The sequence below is a fragment of the Pseudomonas hydrolytica genome, assembly GCF_021495345.1.
Classification (GTDB): Bacteria; Pseudomonadota; Gammaproteobacteria; order Pseudomonadales; family Pseudomonadaceae; genus Aquipseudomonas; species Aquipseudomonas hydrolytica.
The window spans coordinates 3,737,877-3,754,550 of record NZ_CP099397.1; the positions used below are offsets into that span (position 1 = coordinate 3,737,877).

The 16,674-nt window shown below is 65.3% G+C and carries 17 protein-coding genes; 13 read left to right on the top strand and 4 right to left on the bottom strand.

Annotation, left to right across the window (positions count from 1 at the left end; translation table 11 throughout):
- Positions 1 to 47 precede the first annotated feature (47 nt).
- Both L1F06_RS17490 and L1F06_RS17495 read right to left on the bottom strand, forming a co-directional pair.
- The gene (locus tag L1F06_RS17490; RefSeq protein WP_003245616.1) at positions 48 to 416 is read right to left on the bottom strand and encodes a DUF5064 family protein; all 369 of its coding nucleotides are present in this window, start codon (positions 414 to 416) and stop codon (positions 48 to 50) included.
- Positions 417 to 508: 92 nt separating this feature from the next.
- Positions 509 to 826, bottom strand: coding sequence for a DUF2288 domain-containing protein (locus tag L1F06_RS17495; protein ID WP_012017981.1), 318 nt, complete (start codon positions 824 to 826; stop codon positions 509 to 511).
- 294 nt (positions 827 to 1,120) lie between these two features.
- On the opposite strand from L1F06_RS17495, the gene L1F06_RS17500 reads away from it, so the two are divergent.
- From L1F06_RS17500 to L1F06_RS17525, 6 genes are all read left to right on the top strand, one after another.
- Positions 1,121 to 2,242, top strand: coding sequence for a branched-chain amino acid ABC transporter substrate-binding protein (locus tag L1F06_RS17500; protein WP_012017980.1), 1,122 nt, complete (start codon positions 1,121 to 1,123; stop codon positions 2,240 to 2,242).
- 117 nt (positions 2,243 to 2,359) lie between these two features.
- Entirely contained in the window at positions 2,360 to 3,283 is a 924-nt protein-coding gene (gene livH, locus L1F06_RS17505; protein WP_003245622.1) for a high-affinity branched-chain amino acid ABC transporter permease LivH, read from the top strand.
- Entirely contained in the window at positions 3,280 to 4,551 is a 1,272-nt protein-coding gene (locus L1F06_RS17510; RefSeq protein WP_129481562.1) for a high-affinity branched-chain amino acid ABC transporter permease LivM, read from the top strand. The genes livH and L1F06_RS17510 overlap by 4 nt, the downstream gene beginning before the upstream one ends.
- Positions 4,548 to 5,315 carry a high-affinity branched-chain amino acid ABC transporter ATP-binding protein LivG gene (gene livG / locus L1F06_RS17515; RefSeq protein ID WP_003245625.1) on the top strand — a complete coding sequence of 256 codons (768 nt, stop codon included), beginning with the start codon at positions 4,548 to 4,550 and terminating at the stop codon, positions 5,313 to 5,315. Before L1F06_RS17510 ends, livG begins: the two co-directional genes overlap by 4 nt.
- 3 nt (positions 5,316 to 5,318) lie before the next feature.
- On the top strand, positions 5,319 to 6,020 hold the full coding sequence (locus tag L1F06_RS17520) for an ABC transporter ATP-binding protein (protein ID WP_003245626.1): 702 nt from the start codon (positions 5,319 to 5,321) through the stop codon (positions 6,018 to 6,020).
- Positions 6,021 to 6,212: 192 nt separating this feature from the next.
- Positions 6,213 to 7,073 carry a DUF6279 family lipoprotein gene (locus L1F06_RS17525; RefSeq protein WP_129481563.1) on the top strand — a complete coding sequence of 287 codons (861 nt, stop codon included), beginning with the start codon at positions 6,213 to 6,215 and terminating at the stop codon, positions 7,071 to 7,073.
- A 49-nt stretch (positions 7,074 to 7,122) separates the two neighbouring features.
- On the opposite strand, the gene ung is transcribed toward L1F06_RS17525, so the two are convergent.
- Positions 7,123 to 7,812, bottom strand: coding sequence for a uracil-DNA glycosylase (gene ung / locus L1F06_RS17530; RefSeq protein ID WP_012017976.1), 690 nt, complete (start codon positions 7,810 to 7,812; stop codon positions 7,123 to 7,125).
- 137 nt (positions 7,813 to 7,949) lie between these two features.
- Between ung and L1F06_RS17535 the strand changes: the two genes are divergently transcribed.
- The gene (locus L1F06_RS17535) at positions 7,950 to 8,762 is read left to right on the top strand and encodes an HDOD domain-containing protein (protein WP_129481564.1); all 813 of its coding nucleotides are present in this window, start codon (positions 7,950 to 7,952) and stop codon (positions 8,760 to 8,762) included.
- A 97-nt stretch (positions 8,763 to 8,859) separates the two neighbouring features.
- Positions 8,860 to 9,273: a PaaI family thioesterase gene (locus L1F06_RS17540; protein WP_003245635.1), complete on the top strand. Its 414-nt coding sequence runs from the start codon at positions 8,860 to 8,862 to the stop codon at positions 9,271 to 9,273.
- Between the two features lie 213 nt (positions 9,274 to 9,486).
- Here the strand turns inward: L1F06_RS17540 and L1F06_RS17545 are convergent, their stop codons facing one another.
- Positions 9,487 to 10,368: an AraC family transcriptional regulator gene (locus L1F06_RS17545; protein WP_003245638.1), complete on the bottom strand. Its 882-nt coding sequence runs from the start codon at positions 10,366 to 10,368 to the stop codon at positions 9,487 to 9,489.
- A 123-nt stretch (positions 10,369 to 10,491) separates the two neighbouring features.
- Here L1F06_RS17545 and L1F06_RS17550 point away from each other — a divergent pair, with 123 nt between their 5' ends.
- The 5 genes from L1F06_RS17550 to dspII all read left to right on the top strand — a co-directional run bounded on the left by L1F06_RS17550 (position 10,492) and on the right by dspII (position 16,635).
- Complete coding sequence (locus L1F06_RS17550; RefSeq protein ID WP_129481565.1) at positions 10,492 to 11,988, top strand: CoA-acylating methylmalonate-semialdehyde dehydrogenase; 1,497 nt, start codon at positions 10,492 to 10,494, stop codon at positions 11,986 to 11,988.
- Positions 11,989 to 12,085: 97 nt separating this feature from the next.
- Positions 12,086 to 13,333, top strand: a complete 1,248-nt coding sequence (locus L1F06_RS17555) for a substrate-binding protein (RefSeq protein ID WP_003245642.1) — start codon at positions 12,086 to 12,088, stop codon at positions 13,331 to 13,333.
- 6 nt (positions 13,334 to 13,339) lie between these two features.
- A complete protein-coding gene (locus L1F06_RS17560) occupies positions 13,340 to 14,503 on the top strand; it encodes an acyl-CoA dehydrogenase family protein (protein WP_003245644.1) in 1,164 nt (387 codons plus the stop codon).
- A 94-nt stretch (positions 14,504 to 14,597) separates the two neighbouring features.
- Positions 14,598 to 15,416 (top strand): enoyl-CoA hydratase, encoded by an 819-nt coding sequence (locus L1F06_RS17565; RefSeq protein WP_003245646.1) that lies wholly within the window; start codon positions 14,598 to 14,600, stop codon positions 15,414 to 15,416.
- Positions 15,417 to 15,531: 115 nt separating this feature from the next.
- A complete protein-coding gene (dspII, locus tag L1F06_RS17570) occupies positions 15,532 to 16,635 on the top strand; it encodes an enoyl-CoA hydratase/isomerase DspII (RefSeq protein ID WP_129481566.1) in 1,104 nt (367 codons plus the stop codon).
- Positions 16,636 to 16,674 lie beyond the last annotated feature (39 nt).

Below are 16,674 nucleotides of genomic sequence, written 5' to 3' on the forward strand. Positions count from 1 at the left end.
CGAATGATCCGGTTTTTTTTCGCCCGAACGTTGGTCGCGCGCGAAGGCTACAGGCCGTCGCGCTCCACATGGTCGAGGTTCACCGCCTCGCCCGGCTTGGCGTGCAGCTTGGCGCGGATGTCCTCGAAGATCGCGTCATACTCCTTGTGCGCACGCATGATCGGGCTGTTGTTGGGGTGCAGACCATGCTTGGCCACCAGCCGGGATATCACGCTGGCGAAGTTGAAGGCTGTATCGCGGTGCATCTCGAAGACTTCCTCGAAGGCCTTGCCGTCGATCTCGCCCACCAGGCGCCCATGCAGCATGGGACCCTCCGGGGAGTCCTTGCGGACCTCGTAGTAGAAATCGATGCTGTACGCCGGCTGCCCGCCCAGGCCAGGCGGATTGCTGCGGTGCAGATGGCCAGGTTCGAACATGGTCCCCTCCTTTGAAACTGCGCGTCTGGAACTCCCTGACGGGAGCGTTCGCAGAGTCTAGACCGATCGCCGCTGCGCTGCTGCGCCCTCGTTCAGTGCAGCGTCCCGTCCCCTGCCCTTTCCTGCACCAGCACCCAGGGCGCCACCACCACGGCCCAGAGCTGCGGATCGCGCGTCAGCAGATCTTCGGCACGCGCATCCTCGAGGCGGCCCACCAGCCCCTCGCTCATCCACTGCGCGACACGTGCCTGATCGTTCTCGGCCACGGCCTGCGCGACCGCGACCAGATCCTGATTGCCCTCGACCCAGAGCAACGCGCCACGGGCGAAGAAAGGCTGCAATTCCTGCCAGCGAATCGGCGCGGTTTCGCCAAGCAGCTTGGCATAGAGGGTGCTAGATTGATCCGTCATGGTGTGGCCTGTGTCGATGGCGTGAATGAGGGCGCGCAATGATAGCGTCAGCAGCCCCTCTGGCAACCGCACGACGCTCGCCAACCGACTGAAGCCACGCCGTTTTTCTATACATTCCTTGCAATTACGCGACACCCCCGTGTTTCGCCTCCAGCTACCGGCTTTTCAAGGCGCAAATTCGCGCTCTAAACTGCTCCGGTACAGTTGCCGGAGGCTTTACCGGGATAATGGACCCGGTTCTGCAGCTTCGGCCGCAAGAACTACAACAACGATAAACACAAGAGTGGAGCACTCATGAACAAGGCTACTAAGCAGATTTCCAAGCTGTTCGCGGCAATGGCACTGGCGGGGGCGGCCAGCTATTCGATGGCGGCCGACAACATCAAGATCGGCCTGGCCGGTCCGGTGACCGGTGCCGTCGCTCAGTACGGTGAGATGCAATTCATCGGCGCCAAGATGGCCATCGAGCAGATCAACAAGGCTGGCGGCGTGAACGGCGCCCAGCTCGAAGGCGTGGTCTATGACGACGCTTGCGATCCGAAGCAGGCCGTGGCCGTTGCCAACAAGATCGTCAACGACGGCGTCAAGTTCGTGGTTGGCCACCTGTGCTCCAGCTCCACTCAACCGGCTTCCGACATCTACGAAGATGAAGGCATCCTGATGATCACCGCGGCTTCCACCAGCCCGGACATCACCGCTCGTGGCTACGAGCTGGTGTTCCGCACCATCGGTCTGGACAGCCTGCAGGGCCCGACCGCCGGTAACTTCATCGCCGACCACGTCAAGCCGAAGAACGTTGCCGTCATCCACGACAAGCAGCAGTACGGCGAAGGCATCGCCACCGCGGTCAAGCAGACCCTGGAAGGCAAAGGCGTGAAGGTTTCCCTGTTCGAAGGCATCAACGCCGGCGACAAGGACTTCTCCGCTCTGATCGCCAAGCTGAATCAGGCTGGCGTCGACTTCGTCTACTACGGCGGCTACCACCCGGAACTGGGCCTGCTGCTGCGCCAGACCAAGGAGCGTGGCCTGAACGTCAAGTTCATGGGTCCGGAAGGCGTGGGTAACAAGGAAATCTCCGCCATCGCAGGTCCCGCCTCCGAAGGTCTGCTGGTGACCCTGCCGAAGTCCTTCGACCAGGATCCGAAGAACCAGGCGCTGGTCGAGGCCTTCAAGGCCAAGAACGAAGACCCGAGCGGTCCGTTCGTGTTCCCAGCCTACGCTGCCGTTCAGGTCATCGCTGAAGGCATCGAGAAAGCCGGCGATACCGACACCGCCAAAGTGGCCGCAGCCCTGCGCGCCAACAGCTTCGACACCCCCACCGGCACCCTGGCCTTCGACGAGAAGGGCGATCTGAAGGACTTCAGCTTCGTGGTGTACGAGTGGCACCAGGACGGCACCAAGTCCGAAGCCAAGTAAGCTTCCTGTCTGAGCCAAAGCCCACTGCCTCCAGCAGTGGGCTTTGTTTATTAGAAGAATTCCGGCCTCGCGCTGCGCCACAAGCGCCGCTTTACGCAAGCGCCCAGGAGTTAGGCAATGCCTGATCTTTATCACTACCTGCAACAGCTGCTCAATGGGCTGACCATTGGCAGCACCTATGCCCTGATCGCCATCGGCTACACCATGGTCTACGGCATCATCGGCATGATCAACTTCGCCCATGGCGAGGTTTACATGATTGGCTCGTACGTAGCCTTCACCGTGATCGCCGGCCTCGCCATGTTCGGCCTGGAAGCCGTGCCCTTCGTGATGATCGCGGCGTTCGCCGCCACCATGATCGTCACCAGTGCCTACGGTTACAGCATCGAACGGGTGGCCTACCGCCCACTGCGCGGCGGCAACCGTCTCATCCCGCTGATCTCCGCGATCGGCATGTCGATCTTCCTGCAAAACGCCGTGTTGCTTTCACAGGACTCCAAGGACAAGGCCATCCCCAGCCTGCTGCCTGGCAATTTCATCCTCGGTGAAAGCGCCGCCAACGGCGTGGTGGTGTCCTACATGCAGGTGCTGATCTTCATCGTGACCTTCGTCGCCATGATCGGTCTGACCCTGTTCATCTCCCGTTCGCGCCTGGGCCGCGCCTGCCGCGCCTGCGCCGAAGACCTGAAGATGGCCAACCTGCTCGGCATCAACACCAACAACATCATTGCCCTGACCTTCGTCATCGGCGCGGCGCTGGCCGCCATCGCCTCGGTGCTGCTGGGCATGAACTACGGCGTGATCAACCCGCACCTGGGCTTCCTCGCCGGCATCAAGGCCTTCACCGCCGCGGTACTCGGCGGTATCGGCAGCATTCCGGGCGCGGTGCTCGGCGGCTTGCTGCTGGGTGTGGCCGAAGCCTTCGGCGCCGATATCTTCGGCGATCAATACAAGGACGTGGTGGCGTTCAGCCTGCTGGTGCTGGTGCTGCTGTTCCGTCCCACCGGCATCCTTGGCCGCCCGGAGGTGGAAAAGGTATGAGCCTCACCACCATCAAGAGCCTCAAATCCGCGATTTTCAGCGCCCTGCTGGTGCTGATCATCTCCTACCCGGTCCTGGGCCTGAAGCTGACCACCGTGGGCATCAGCCTGCGCGTGGAAGGCGCCACCGCCTTCGAACTCTGGTGCATCGGCGGCGCCGCCGCGCTGATCTTCCTCTGGCAACTGCTGCGTGACCGCATCACCCCGGCCTGGGCCCAACTGCCCAAGCTGCCCAGCGGCTCCGGCCAGATCGGCAACTTCCTCACCCTGCCCTCCACCCAGCGCTGGATCATCCTGGCGATGGTCATGGTGGCACTGGTGTGGCCGTTCTTCGCCAGCCGCGGCGCGGTGGACATCGCCACGCTGATCCTGATCTACGTGATGCTCGGCCTCGGCCTGAACATCGTCGTGGGCCTGGCCGGTCTGCTCGACCTGGGCTACGTCGGTTTCTACGCCGTCGGCGCCTACAGCTACGCGATCCTGGCGCACTACTTCGGTCTGGGCTTCTGGATCTGCCTGCCGCTGGCCGGCATGATGGCGGCGCTGTTCGGCTTCCTGCTGGGCTTCCCGGTGCTGCGCCTGCGCGGTGACTACCTGGCCATCGTCACCCTCGGTTTCGGCGAGATCATCCGCATCCTGCTGCGCAACATGACCGAGTACACCGGTGGCCCCAACGGTCTGAGCATCGCCAACGAAAACAAGCCGACCCTGTTCGGTCTGTCCTTCGAGCGCCGCGTGCCGGCGGACATGCCGACCTTCCATGGCTTCTTCGAGATCGCCTACAACTCGCAGTACAAGGTGATCTTCCTCTACCTGATCGCCCTGCTGCTGGTGCTGCTGACCCTGTTCCTGGTCAACCGCCTGCTGCGCATGCCGATCGGTCGCGCCTGGGAAGCCCTGCGCGAGGACGAGATCGCCTGCCGTGCACTGGGTCTGAACCCGACCGTGATCAAGCTCTCGGCCTTCACCATCGGCGCCAGCCTGGCAGGTTTCGCCGGCAGCTTCTTCGCCGCGCGTCAGGGCCTAGTGACGCCGGAGTCGTTCACCTTCATCGAGTCGGCGATGATCCTCGCCATCGTGGTACTCGGCGGCATGGGCTCGCAGCTGGGCGTGATCCTCGCTGCCATCGTCATGGTGATGCTGCAGGAAATGCGGGAACTGAGTGAGTACCGCATGCTGTTCTTCGGTCTGGTCATGATCTTCATGATGATCTGGCGCCCGCAAGGGTTGCTGCCGATGCAACGTCCCCACCTGGAGCTGAAGCGATGAGCCGCACGATTCTCGAAGTAAGCGGCCTGACCATGCGTTTCGGCGGCCTGCTGGCCGTCAACGAGGTGGGCCTCAACGTCAAGGAAAAGCAGGTGGTCTCGATGATCGGCCCGAACGGCGCCGGCAAGACCACCGTGTTCAACTGCCTGACCGGCTTCTACCAGCCGACCTCCGGCAGCATCCGCCTGAACGGCGAGTCGATCGAAGGCCTGCCGGGCCACAAGATCGCGCGCAAGGGCGTGGTGCGGACCTTCCAGAACGTGCGTCTGTTCAAGGACATGACCGCGGTGGAAAACCTGCTGGTGGCCCAGCATCGCCACCTCAACACCAGCTACCTGGCCGGCCTGTTCAAGACCCCGGGCTTTCGCCGCAGCGAACGCGAGGCCATGGATTTTGCCGCCTACTGGCTGGAGCAGGTCAACCTGGTGGACTTCGCCAACCGCAGTGCCGGTACCCTGGCCTACGGTCAGCAGCGTCGCCTGGAAATCGCCCGCTGCATGATGACGCGCCCGAGCATCCTGATGCTCGACGAGCCGGCCGCCGGCCTCAACCCGCGCGAGACCGAAGACCTCAAGGCGCTGATCGGCGTGCTGCGTGACGAACACAACGTCACCGTGCTGCTGATCGAGCACGACATGAAGCTGGTGATGAGCATTTCCGACCACATCTACGTGATCAACCAGGGCACTCCCCTGGCCGACGGCACGCCGGACGACATCCGCAACAACCCGGACGTGATCAAAGCCTATCTGGGGGAGGCGTAATCCATGCTGAGCTTCAACAACGTCTCAACCTTCTACGGCAAGATCCAGGCGCTGCACGATGTCAGCATCGAAGTGCAGAAAGGCGAGATCGTCACCCTGATCGGTGCCAACGGCGCCGGCAAGTCGACCCTGCTGATGACCCTGTGCGGCAACCCGCGCGCCACCAGCGGCAGCATCCGTTACCTGGGTGAAGAGCTGGTGGGCATGGATACCCCGGAGATCATGCGCAAGAGCATCGCCATCGTGCCGGAAGGCCGTCGCGTGTTCGCCCGCCTGACCGTCGAGGAAAACCTGGCCATGGGCGGCTTCTTCGGCGACAAGGCGGAGAATCAGGCGCAACTGGACAAGGTCCTGCACCTGTTCCCGCGCCTGAAGGAGCGCTTCGCCCAGCGTGCCGGCACCATGAGCGGTGGCGAGCAGCAGATGCTCGCCATCGGCCGTGCCTTGATGAGCAAGCCCAACCTGCTGCTGCTCGACGAGCCGTCGCTGGGTCTGGCGCCGATCATCATCCAGCAGATCTTCGACATCATCGAGCAACTGCGCAAAGACGGCGTGACCATCTTCCTGGTCGAGCAGAACGCCAACCAGGCGCTGAAGCTGGCCGATCGTGGCTATGTGCTGGAGAACGGCCACATCGTCATGCAAGGTAGCGGCGAAGAGCTGCTCAACGACCCGAAGGTACGCGACGCCTACCTCGGTGGCTGAGCGCAACCTGCGACATGGAAACCGCCCTTCGGGGCGGTTTTTTTATTTTCCGGGATGCATTTGGACGACGCCTGGCTGGTGCGCGGGGCGTAGCCAACGAAACGGCAAAGTCTTAAGCGAATATTTCCGCCCCCTTGCACCCTCCTCCCCGGGGATTAGGCTCAGGGTCTCAAGCCTTGCGAGACCACGCCCATGCGCAAATCCCTGCTCCTGCTACTGGTCCTCAGCCTGCTGCTCGGTGCCTGCAGCCGCATCGACCTGGCCTACCGCAATCTGGACCGGCTGATTCCCTGGAAGCTCGGCGACTACGTGGCCCTGAACAGCGAACAGAAGGCCTGGCTCAAACCGCAGCTGCAGGAGCACCTGAGCTGGCACTGCAGCGTGGAGTTGCCGCGCTATGTGGATTGGCTGGAGCGTAGCCGGCAAGCGCTGAGCAGCCGCGACAGCCAGGCTCTGGCCGGCCAGCTGGAAGCCTTCGACAGCGCCATGCAGCGCATCGCCGTGGAGATCACCCCGAGCGCCACCGAGCTGCTGCGCGGCCTGAGCCCGCGCCAGGTGGAGCAACTGTTCGCCGCCCTCGACGAGCAGAACGCCGAACTGCGCGAAGAGTTTCTCGAACCGCCGCTGGAGCAGCAGATCGCCCGCCGCGCCGAGCGCATGAGCGAGCGCCTGCAGCCCTGGTTCGGCAAGCTCAACGCGGCGCAGCGCCAACGGGTCGACGACTGGGCCGAGGGCCTGGGCGCGCAGAATCGGGTGTGGCTGGACAACCGCCTGGCCTGGCAGCAGGCCCTGCGCGAAGCGCTCGAGGCACGCCGCGGCGATGACTTCGACGCACGCATGGCGGCGCTGCTGCAGGAGCGCGAACGGTTCTACACCGACGCCTACAAGGCCAGCTACCAGGCCAATCGCCAGGCCATGGCCGAGATGATCGTCGACCTCATCGCGCAGGCCGACGACTCGCAGCTCAGACGGGCACAGCAGCGCCTGAGCAGCCTGCAGGCCGACCTGGCCGCGCAGCAGTGCCAAGCGGGCGAGTCGGTAGCCAGCCGTTGAAACGACGGGCGCGCGCAGCCTGCCCCTGAGCCATAGGCTGCAATCGCGGCTATAGCGCCGGCAGACGCCAGTCGATGGGGCTCATGCCGTTCTGTGCGAGGAACTGGTTGCAGCGGCTGAAATGACCGTTGCCGATGAAACCGCGATGGGCGGACAACGGCGATGGATGCGGCGAACGCAGCACCAGATGCTTGGTCGGGTCGATCAGGCGCTGCTTGCTCTGCGCATGGCTGCCCCAGAGCAGGAACACCACCTTGGGCTGATGCTCGCTGACCACCTCGATCACCCGGTCGGTGAACGGCTGCCAGCCCTTGGCCGCGTGCGAGCCGGCATTGCCGCGCTCCACCGTCAGCGAGGTGTTGAGCAGCAGCACGCCCTGATCGGCCCAGCTCTGCAGGTAGCCGTGGGCGGGGATGTCGAGATTGAGGTCGCGCTTGAGTTCCTTGTAGATGTTCACCAGCGACGGCGGCGTCTGCACGCCCGGCTGCACCGAGAAGCACAGCCCGTGCGCCTGACCCGGCCCGTGGTATGGATCCTGGCCGATGATCACCACCTTGACCTGGTCCAGCGGCGTGGAATTGAGGGCGTTGAAGATCAGCGGGCCCGGCGGATAGATCTCCTTGCCGGCGGCCTTCTCCGCCCGCAGGAACTCGCGCAGCTCCTTCATGTAGGGCTTGTCGAACTCCTCGCGCAGCGCGTGTTTCCAGCTGGCTTCGAGCTTGATGCGATCTTCGGTCATGACAGTTCCTGCAGCGACAAAACGAGTGCAGGCACGCTAGAGAAGGGGGGGATGCAAGTCAAGAAAGCGCTTGCCGGCGCCACGCAGGATGCTTTGCTAGCCTTTCCGGCATCGCCTCAACCGATGAACCCAAGCCGATGCCCACCTCTACCGATACCCTGCGCATGGCGTTGCTCAACCGCTTCCTCAAGGGCGAAGCCAGGATTCCGCAGATGCCTGAAGCCGCCGTTCGCATCCGCAAGCTGCTGGATGACCCGCGAACCTCCCTGGAACAGCTGACCCGGGTGATCACCGGCGACCCGCCGCTGGCCGCGTACCTGATGCAGTTTTCCAACACGCCCCTGCTGCGTGGCGACCGCGCCTGCAGCTCGCTGCGCGAACTGCTGAGCCGCCTGGGCACCCGCCAGCTGGCCGATCTGGTGCTGGGCTTCAGCCTGCAGCATCTGTTCACCAGTACCGAACCGGCCCTGCAGCAGGCCTTTCGCACGCGCTGGCGCAGCGCCCGAGAGCGCGCCGCCCACTGCGCGGTCCTGGCCCAGCGCACCGGCCTGTCGCTGGACGACGCCATGCTCGGCGGCCTGCTGCAGGACATCGGCAGCCTGCCGCTGCTCTCGGAGCTGGAGCACTGGCCGAACGTGCCGCGCGAGAGCGATACGCTGCACGAGCTGTGCGACCAGCTGTCCGGTGACCTCGGCGCTCTGATTCTGACGCGCTGGCAGCTGCCCTCGGCAGTGATCGAATCCACGCGCCTCTTTGGCCAATGGCAACGCCAGCATGACGGCGCTGCCGACCTGGCGGATCTGGTACTGCTGGCCAGCGCTCTGCAGAGCAACCGGTCGCTGCCCGAGCCGCTGCCGGCGCAGGCGAAGCTGGGTCTGGAGCAACCGCTCGGCGAACTGAGACAGGAGCTCGCCGACGAGCTGAACCTGTGGAAGCGCCTGCTCGCCTGAAGCCTCTGCTATGCAGCCTCATCAGGCAACTGGATGCAGCTTGCCCATGCCCACGCGGCGGTCGAGACTCTCTCGCACAGCCCGCGCAGGAGGTCACATGAGCGACTCCATCGGCATCAGCCGCGAGCGTCTGGAACAGGCGCTCGCCCACTCCACCTTCGCCCAACTGCTCGGCGCCGAGCTGCTCGACTTCGCGCCGGGCCGGGTCAGCCTGCAGGTACGCAGCCGCCCCGACCTGTGCCAGCACCATGGCTACATGCACGGCGCGGTGGTCGGTTTCATGGTCGACAGCGGTTGCGCCTGGGCCGCGGCGTCGATGGTCGGCGACGTGGTCACCAGCGAATACAAACTCAACCTGCTTGCCCCGGCGCTCGGCGAACGCCTGCTGTGCCGCGCCGAAGTGCTCAAGGCCGGGCAGCGCCAGGCAGTCTGCCGGGCCGATGTGTTCGCCCTGAAAGATGGCCAGGAGAAGCTGGTGGCCACCGGCCTGGCGACCATCGCGCGGGTGTAGCGGACGCGCGACTAGCAGGCCGTTGAAAAACGTAGGCGAGGCAGCCAGTGCAATACCGATGGCGGCCCCGCAAAAACAGCCGAAAAACGACCGGGGTCGCGTCCGACTTTACGTGTTGTAAATGAGCATTTTGATGGGGGCGCCTAGCTCGGACTCGCGCACGAGGCTGTTTTTAACGCAGCAATGGCAACGCAGGTAGTTTTCAACAGCCTGCTAGCCCTGATGCAGCGCCCGGTAATGGCTGGGCGCCATGCCCACCACCTTGCGAAACAGCCGCGAGAAGTAATAGGGGTCCTCGTAACCCAGCTGCTCGGCGACCTGACGCACCTCGATATCGCCACGGTCGAGCAGACGGCAGGCCAGCGCCATCTTCAGCTGGATGAAGTCCTGGATCGGCGCATGGCCGGTCAGCGCGCGGTAGGTCTTGGCGAAGTGAAAGCGCGAGAGCTTGAACTGCGCCGCCAGTTCGTCGAGGTTGAGGTTGCCGTGCAGGTGGGCGCGCATCACCGCCTGCACCGCTTCGATATCCAGCACCCGCCCGGATTTCAGACTGACCCGCGCCGGCAGCACCGCCAGGGAGCTGAGCATCGCCTGCAGGCGGTGCGCAGCATGGATGAAGGGCAAGGCGTTGAGGCCCTGCCGCTGCAGACCCAGCAGCGCCTCGAAGTCGCCGAGCAAACGCGGCTGCACACCGATGCGCCGCAGCGTCTGCGCGCCCAGCAGACGCAGGAAGTCCTCGCTGAGGCTGCCGTCGAAGTGCACCCAATAGATCGTCCAGGGGCTTTGCCCATCGGCGCCATAGGCATGCGGCACGTCCTTGGGCAGCAGCAGCAGATCGCCAGCAGCAACCTCGAATCGTCCATCCGTCGCTTCCAGCCAGCCCCTGCCGGAGCGGCAATAGATCAGTAGGTGATCGTCCGGCTGCAGGCGCCGCATCTGGTGTCCGGCCGCGTCAGGGTAGAAGCCCATGGCCAGGGGATAGCAGCCCGAGCTGAGCGGATGGCGTACCAGCAGGCGGCGCAGGCGCGGCGGCGTGATGAAGCGCTGCCCGCCGAGTGGCAGCGGCCAGTTGGAGGTTTCCACCCGCAGGCCCATGACGATCATTCCTTGCAAACGCTCATGAATGACAAGATCGTCCATCCGCAGGCCAAGATCGTCAATCCACAAGGCGGCGTCGAGTGGCTATAAAGAGACGGTACAAGAACAAAGGAGGCGAGCATGCCCCGTACCCTGCCGCAACTGATCGACGGTCAATGGCGCGCCAGCCAGGCTCACGAACTGATCGAAGTCACTGACCCGGCCACCCAGGAGGTGCTCGCCCTCGCCCCCAAGGCCACCGCCGAGGAAATCGAGGCGGCCGTGGCCAGCGCCCAGCAGGCCTTTCTCGCCTGGCGCGAGGTGCCGGTATCGGAGCGGGCCCGCTTGATGCTGCGCTACCAGCATCTGCTCAAGGAACATCACGACGAGTTGGCGGAGATTCTCGCCGCGGAAACCGGCAAGACCTTCGCCGATGCCAAGGGCGATGTGTGGCGCGGCATCGAAGTGGCCGAGCATGCCGCCAACATCGCCAGCCTGGTGATGGGCGAGACGGTGGAGAACGTCGCTCGCGAGATCGACACCGCCAGCTGGATTCAGCCGCTGGGCGTGTGCGTCGGCATCACCCCGTTCAATTTCCCGGCGATGATCCCGCTGTGGATGTTTCCGCTGGCCATCGCCTGCGGCAATACCTTCATCCTCAAGCCGTCGGAACAGGACCCGATGACGCCCAACCGTCTGGCCGAACTCTTCCTCGAGGCCGGCGCGCCGGCCGGGGTGCTGCAGGTGCTGCATGGCGGTCGCGAGCAGGTCGACGCCCTGCTGGTGCACCCGGCGGTACGCGCGGTGTCCTTCGTCGGCTCGGTAACGGTGGGCCAGCACGTCTACCGCACCGGCACCCAGCACCTGAAACGGGTGCAGGCCTTCGCCGGAGCCAAGAACCATATGGTGATCATGCCGGACGCGCCGAAGGATCAGGTGCTCAGCAACCTGCTCGGCGCCAGTTGCGGCGCCGCCGGGCAGCGCTGCATGGCGATCAGCGTGGCGGTGTTCGTCGGCGAGGCAAAACAGTGGATCGACGAGTTGGCGACGCAGATGGCCGCACTGCGCCCCGGTCACTGGCAGGATGGCGGCGCCGCCTACGGCCCGCTGATCAGCCCGCAGGCACGCCAGCGCGTGCTGCGCCTGATCGATGAAGGCAAGGCCGAGGGCGCCGAGTGCCTGCTCGACGGTTCGCAGTGCACGGTGGAGGGCTACCCGGACGGCAACTGGGTCGGGCCGACCCTGTTCCGCGGCGTGACGTCGAAGATGGGCCTGTACCGCGAGGAGATCTTCGGCCCGGTGCTGGTGTGCATGGAGGTGGACAGCCTGGAAGAGGCCATCGAACTGGTCAACGCCAGCCCCTACGGCAACGGCACCAGCCTGTTCACCCGCTCCGGCGGCGCCGCGCGGCACTTCCAGCACGCGGTGGAGGTCGGCCAGGTCGGCATCAACGTGCCGATTCCGGTGCCGCTGCCGTTCTTTTCCTTCACCGGCTGGAAGGGTTCGTTCTACGGCGACCTGCACGCCTACGGCAAGCAGGCGGTGCGTTTCTACACCGAAACCAAGACGGTCACGACCCGCTGGTTCGACGACAAGCCACTCGGCGAGGGTCCGAACATGACTATCCAGCTGAAATGAGAACTGGGTGATGCTTTCTTAGACTAATAGACGATCACCCGAACTGGACGAGCGGCGTAAAACGGTTCTCTGCAGAACAAAAACAAGGAGAACTGCAATGCGCCAACTCACAGCCATCCTGGCCCTGTGGGCCGGGGTTACCGCCTGCGTGCAAGCTGCCGAGCCGATCACCCTCGGGCTCAACTACCCGCGCACAGGACCATACAAGGAGGAGGGATTGGCGCAGATGCGTGGAGCCCTGCTGGCCATCGACGAGATCAATGCCGCTGGCGGCGTGCTGGGAAGGCCCCTGCGCCTGTCCAGCAAGGACACCGCCTCGCGCCCGGCCAAGGCGGAAAAGAACGTCGACAAGCTGGCCGCCGAAGGCGCGGTGATGCTCTTCGGCGGTGCCTCCAGCGCCGTGGCCATCGCCGCCGGCAAACGCGCCAAGCAGCATGGCCTGCTGTATTTCGGCACCCTCACCTACTCCAACGACACCACCGGCAAGGACGGCCACCGCTACATGTTCCGCGAGTGCAACAACGCCTGGATGAGCGCCAAGGTGCTCGGCCAGTACCTGAGCAAGACCTTGCCGAACAAGCGCTACTTCTACGTCACGGCCGATTACACCTGGGGCCATACCAGCGAGGCTTCGTTGCGCCAGGCCACTTCGAGCGACAACGCCGCCCAGCACGCCGGCGTGCGCGTCCCCTTCCCTGGCGCGCGCCTGGCCGATTATCAGGATGCCCTGACCCAGGCCGCCGCGAGCAAGGCCGACATCCTCGCCCTGGTGCTGTTCGGCGAGGACCTGGTGCGCGCCATGCGCATCGCCAAGGACCTGGGCCTGACCGAGCGCATGCAGATCGTCGCCCCCAACCTCACCCAGAGCATGGTCGAACAAGCCGGCCCGGACCTGATGCAGGGCGTGATCGGCACCGAACCCTGGACCTGGCGCGTGCCGGCGCTGGAGAAGTCCGCGCGTGGCGAAGCCTTCGTCCAGGCCTTCAAGACCCGCTACCAGATGTACCCCTCCAGCTCCGCCGCTTCGGCCTACAGCATCGTCCAGCAGTGGGCCGATGCCGCCAAGCGCGCCAACAGCCTCGATAGCGAAGCGCTGATCAAGGCGCTGGAGGGCCACCGCTACAGCCTGCTGAAGGGCGAGCAGCAATGGCGCGCCTTCGATCACCAGAACCTGCAGACGGTCTACGCGGTGAAAGTGAAGCCGCGCGACGAGGTGCTCAAGGACCCGCTCAAGCAGGACTACTTCGAAATCGTCGACCGCCTCGACGCCAGCACGGCGCTGCCCAGCCTCGCCGACTGGCAGGCCGAGCGCCGGGCCGGCGGCCAACCCCTGACCTTGCAATGAGATGCCATGGACTTCGAACTCAATGACGAGCAACGCCTGCTGACCGACAGTGCCCGCGCCTTTGCCACGCGGGAACTGGCGCCCCATGCCGCGGACTGGGACCGCGACCACCACTTCCCCCTGGAGGTGATCCGCCGCGCCGCCGAGCAGGGCTATCTGGCCCTCTATCTGAAGGAGGAGGATGGCGGGCTGGGGCTGTCACGGCTGTCCAGTTCATTGATCTTCGAACAGCTGGCGGCCGGTTGCGTAGCCACCACCGCCTACCTGACCATCCACAACATGGCCACCTGGATGCTCGCCAGCTTCGCCAGTGCCGAGCTCAAGGACGCCTGGCTACCGGGCCTGGCCTCCGGCCAGTTGCTCGCCTCCTACTGCCTGACCGAGCCGGATGCCGGCTCGGACGCCGCCAACCTGCGCACCCGCGCGCGGCGTGACGGCGACGATTACGTCATCGATGGCAGCAAATGCTTCATCTCCGGCGCGGGTTCGACCGATGTGCTGATCGTCATGGCGCGCACCGGCGAGGACGGCGCCAAGGGCATCTCCTGCTTCCTGGTGCCGGCCGATGCCCCTGGCGTGCGCTACGGACGCAACGAGGACAAGATGGGCTGGAAGGCGCAGCCGACCCGCACCATCACCTTCGACGGCGTGCGCATCCCCGCCAGCCACCGCATCGGCCCCGAGGGCGAAGGCTTCGTCTACGCCATGAAGGGCCTCGACGGCGGGCGTCTGAATATCGCCAGCTGCTCGCTCGGCGCGGCCCAGGCGGCGCTGCAGCAGAGCCTGCGCTACGTCGAGGAACGCAAACAGTTCGGCAAGCCCCTCAGCGAATTCCAGGCGCTGCAGTTCAAGCTCGCCGACATGCTCACCGACCTCACCGCCAGCCGGCAGATGGTGCGCCTGGCCGCGCACAAGCTCGACCGCGGCCATGGCGAGGCCAGCCTCTACTGCGCCATGGCCAAGCGCTTCGCCACCGATCACTGCTTCAGCGTCTGCAACGAAGCCCTGCAACTGCACGGCGGCTACGGCTATCTGAATGACTATCCACTGGAACGCTGGGTACGCGATGCCCGTGTACACCAGATACTGGAAGGCACCAACGAGATCATGCGGGTGATCGTCGCGCGCCGCCTGCTGCAGCAGGGCGGCATGCTCGATCGCCTGCTCTGAACCAGACAGCGCACCCGCAGGCGCCGGTGGCCGGCGATCTCGACGAGGTCGCCAACACCTGGGCTCCTACAATGAAGCCATAACGGGGAATCTCATGACTACCGCACTGGAAACCTACAAATCCGGCATCTTCGACCTGACCCACAAGCTGACCGTGGAAAAGCACGGCCATACCGCGCTGATCACCATCAACCATCCGCCGGCCAACACCTGGGACCGCGACTCGCTGATCGGCCTCAAGCAGGTGGTCGAGCACCTCAACCGTGACGACGAGGTCTACGCCCTGGTGGTGACCGGCCAGGGACCGAAGTTCTTCTCCGCCGGCGCCGACCTGAACATGTTCGCCGACGGCGACAAGGCGCGCGCCCGCGAGATGGCCCGACGCTTCGGCGAAGCCTTCGAGACCCTGCGCGATTTCCGCGGCGTGTCCATCGCCGCGATCAACGGCTACGCCATGGGCGGCGGCCTGGAATGCGCCCTGGCCTGCGACATCCGCATCGCCGAACGCCAGGCGCAGATGGCCCTGCCGGAAGCGGCCGTGGGCCTGCTGCCGTGCGCCGGCGGCACCCAGGCGCTACCCTGGCTGGTGGGTGAAGGCTGGGCCAAGCGCATGATCCTCTGCGGCGAGCGTATCGACGCCGAAACCGCCCTGCGCATCGGCCTGGTCGAGCAGGTGGTGGATACCGGCGAGGCGCGCGGCAGCGCCCTGCTGCTGGCCGCCAAGGTGGCGCGGCAGAGCCCGGTGGCGGTGCGCACCATCAAGCCGCTGATCCAGGGCGCGCGCGAGCGCGGCCCGAACACCTGGCTGCCGGAAGAGCGCGAGCGCTTCGTCGACCTGTTCGACGCCGACGATACCCGCGAGGGCGTCAACGCCTTCCTGGAAAAACGCGACCCGCAGTGGCGCAACAAATGAGTCGCGGCTCCGTAGGGTGCCGCGGGGCCGCCCAGGCCGTGCGCACCACAATCGGCAACCCAATAACCGCACGGTGGATGGATAAAGTGTCATCCGCCCTACGCTGGAAACCCCTATGAACCTGCAATTCGAAGAACGCCCCAGCCTGCATGGCTACCGCATCGGCATCGCCAGCCTGGACGCCGAGAAGAGCCTCAACGCTCTCACCCTGCCGATGATCCAGGCGCTCGATGCGCGCCTGCAAGCCTGGGCCGAAGACCCGACCATCGCCTGCGTGATGCTGCGCGGCAACGGCCCGAAAGCCTTCTGCGCCGGCGGCGACGTGGTGCAGCTGGTGCAGCGGTGCCGCGAACACCCCGGTGAGGTGCCGCCGCTGGCGCGGCGCTTCTTCGCCGACGAATACCGCCTCGACCACCGCATCCACAGCTATCCCAAACCCTTCATCTGCTGGGCCCACGGCCACGTGCTGGGCGGCGGCATGGGCCTGATGCAGGGCGCCGGCGTCCGCATCGTCACGCCGAGCAGCCGACTGGGCATGCCGGAAATCAATATCGGCCTGTATCCGGATGTCGGCGGCAGCTGGTTCCTTGCCCGTCTGCCGGGGCGTCTGGGCCTGTTTCTCGGCCTCACCGCCGCCAGCATCAACGCCCGCGATGCGCTGGACCTGAACCTGGCCGACCGCTTTCTGCGCGACGACCAGCAGGATGCCCTGCTCGAAGGCCTGGTGCAGCTGAACTGGCGCGAGCAGCCGGCCGCGCAACTGCACAGCCTGCTGCGCGCACTGGAGAACGAGGCGCGCGGCGAACTGCCGGCGGCCCAGTGGCTGCCGCGCCGCGAGCGTATCGACGAGCTGCTCGATGTCGCCGACCTGCCGGCGGCGGTTCAGGCCATCAGCGCCCTGCAGCAGGATGACGACGCCCTGCTCGCCCGCGCCGCCAAGACCCTGGCCCATGGCTGCCCGCTGACCGCGCACCTGGTCTGGCAGCAGATCCGCCGCGCGCGGCACCTGTCGCTGGCCGAGGTGTTCCGCATGGAATACGCCATGAGCCTGAATTGCTGCCGCCACCCGGACTTCCCCGAAGGCGTGCGCGCTCGCCTGATCGACAAGGACCAGACGCCGCACTGGCATTGGCCGGACGTGGCCGCGATTCCCGAGGCGGTGATCGAAGCGCACTTCGCGCCGGCCTGGGAGGGTGAACATCCGTTGGCGGATCTGTAGGAACCTGCGCCGACTCGGTGCGCACGGCGCACCCTACAT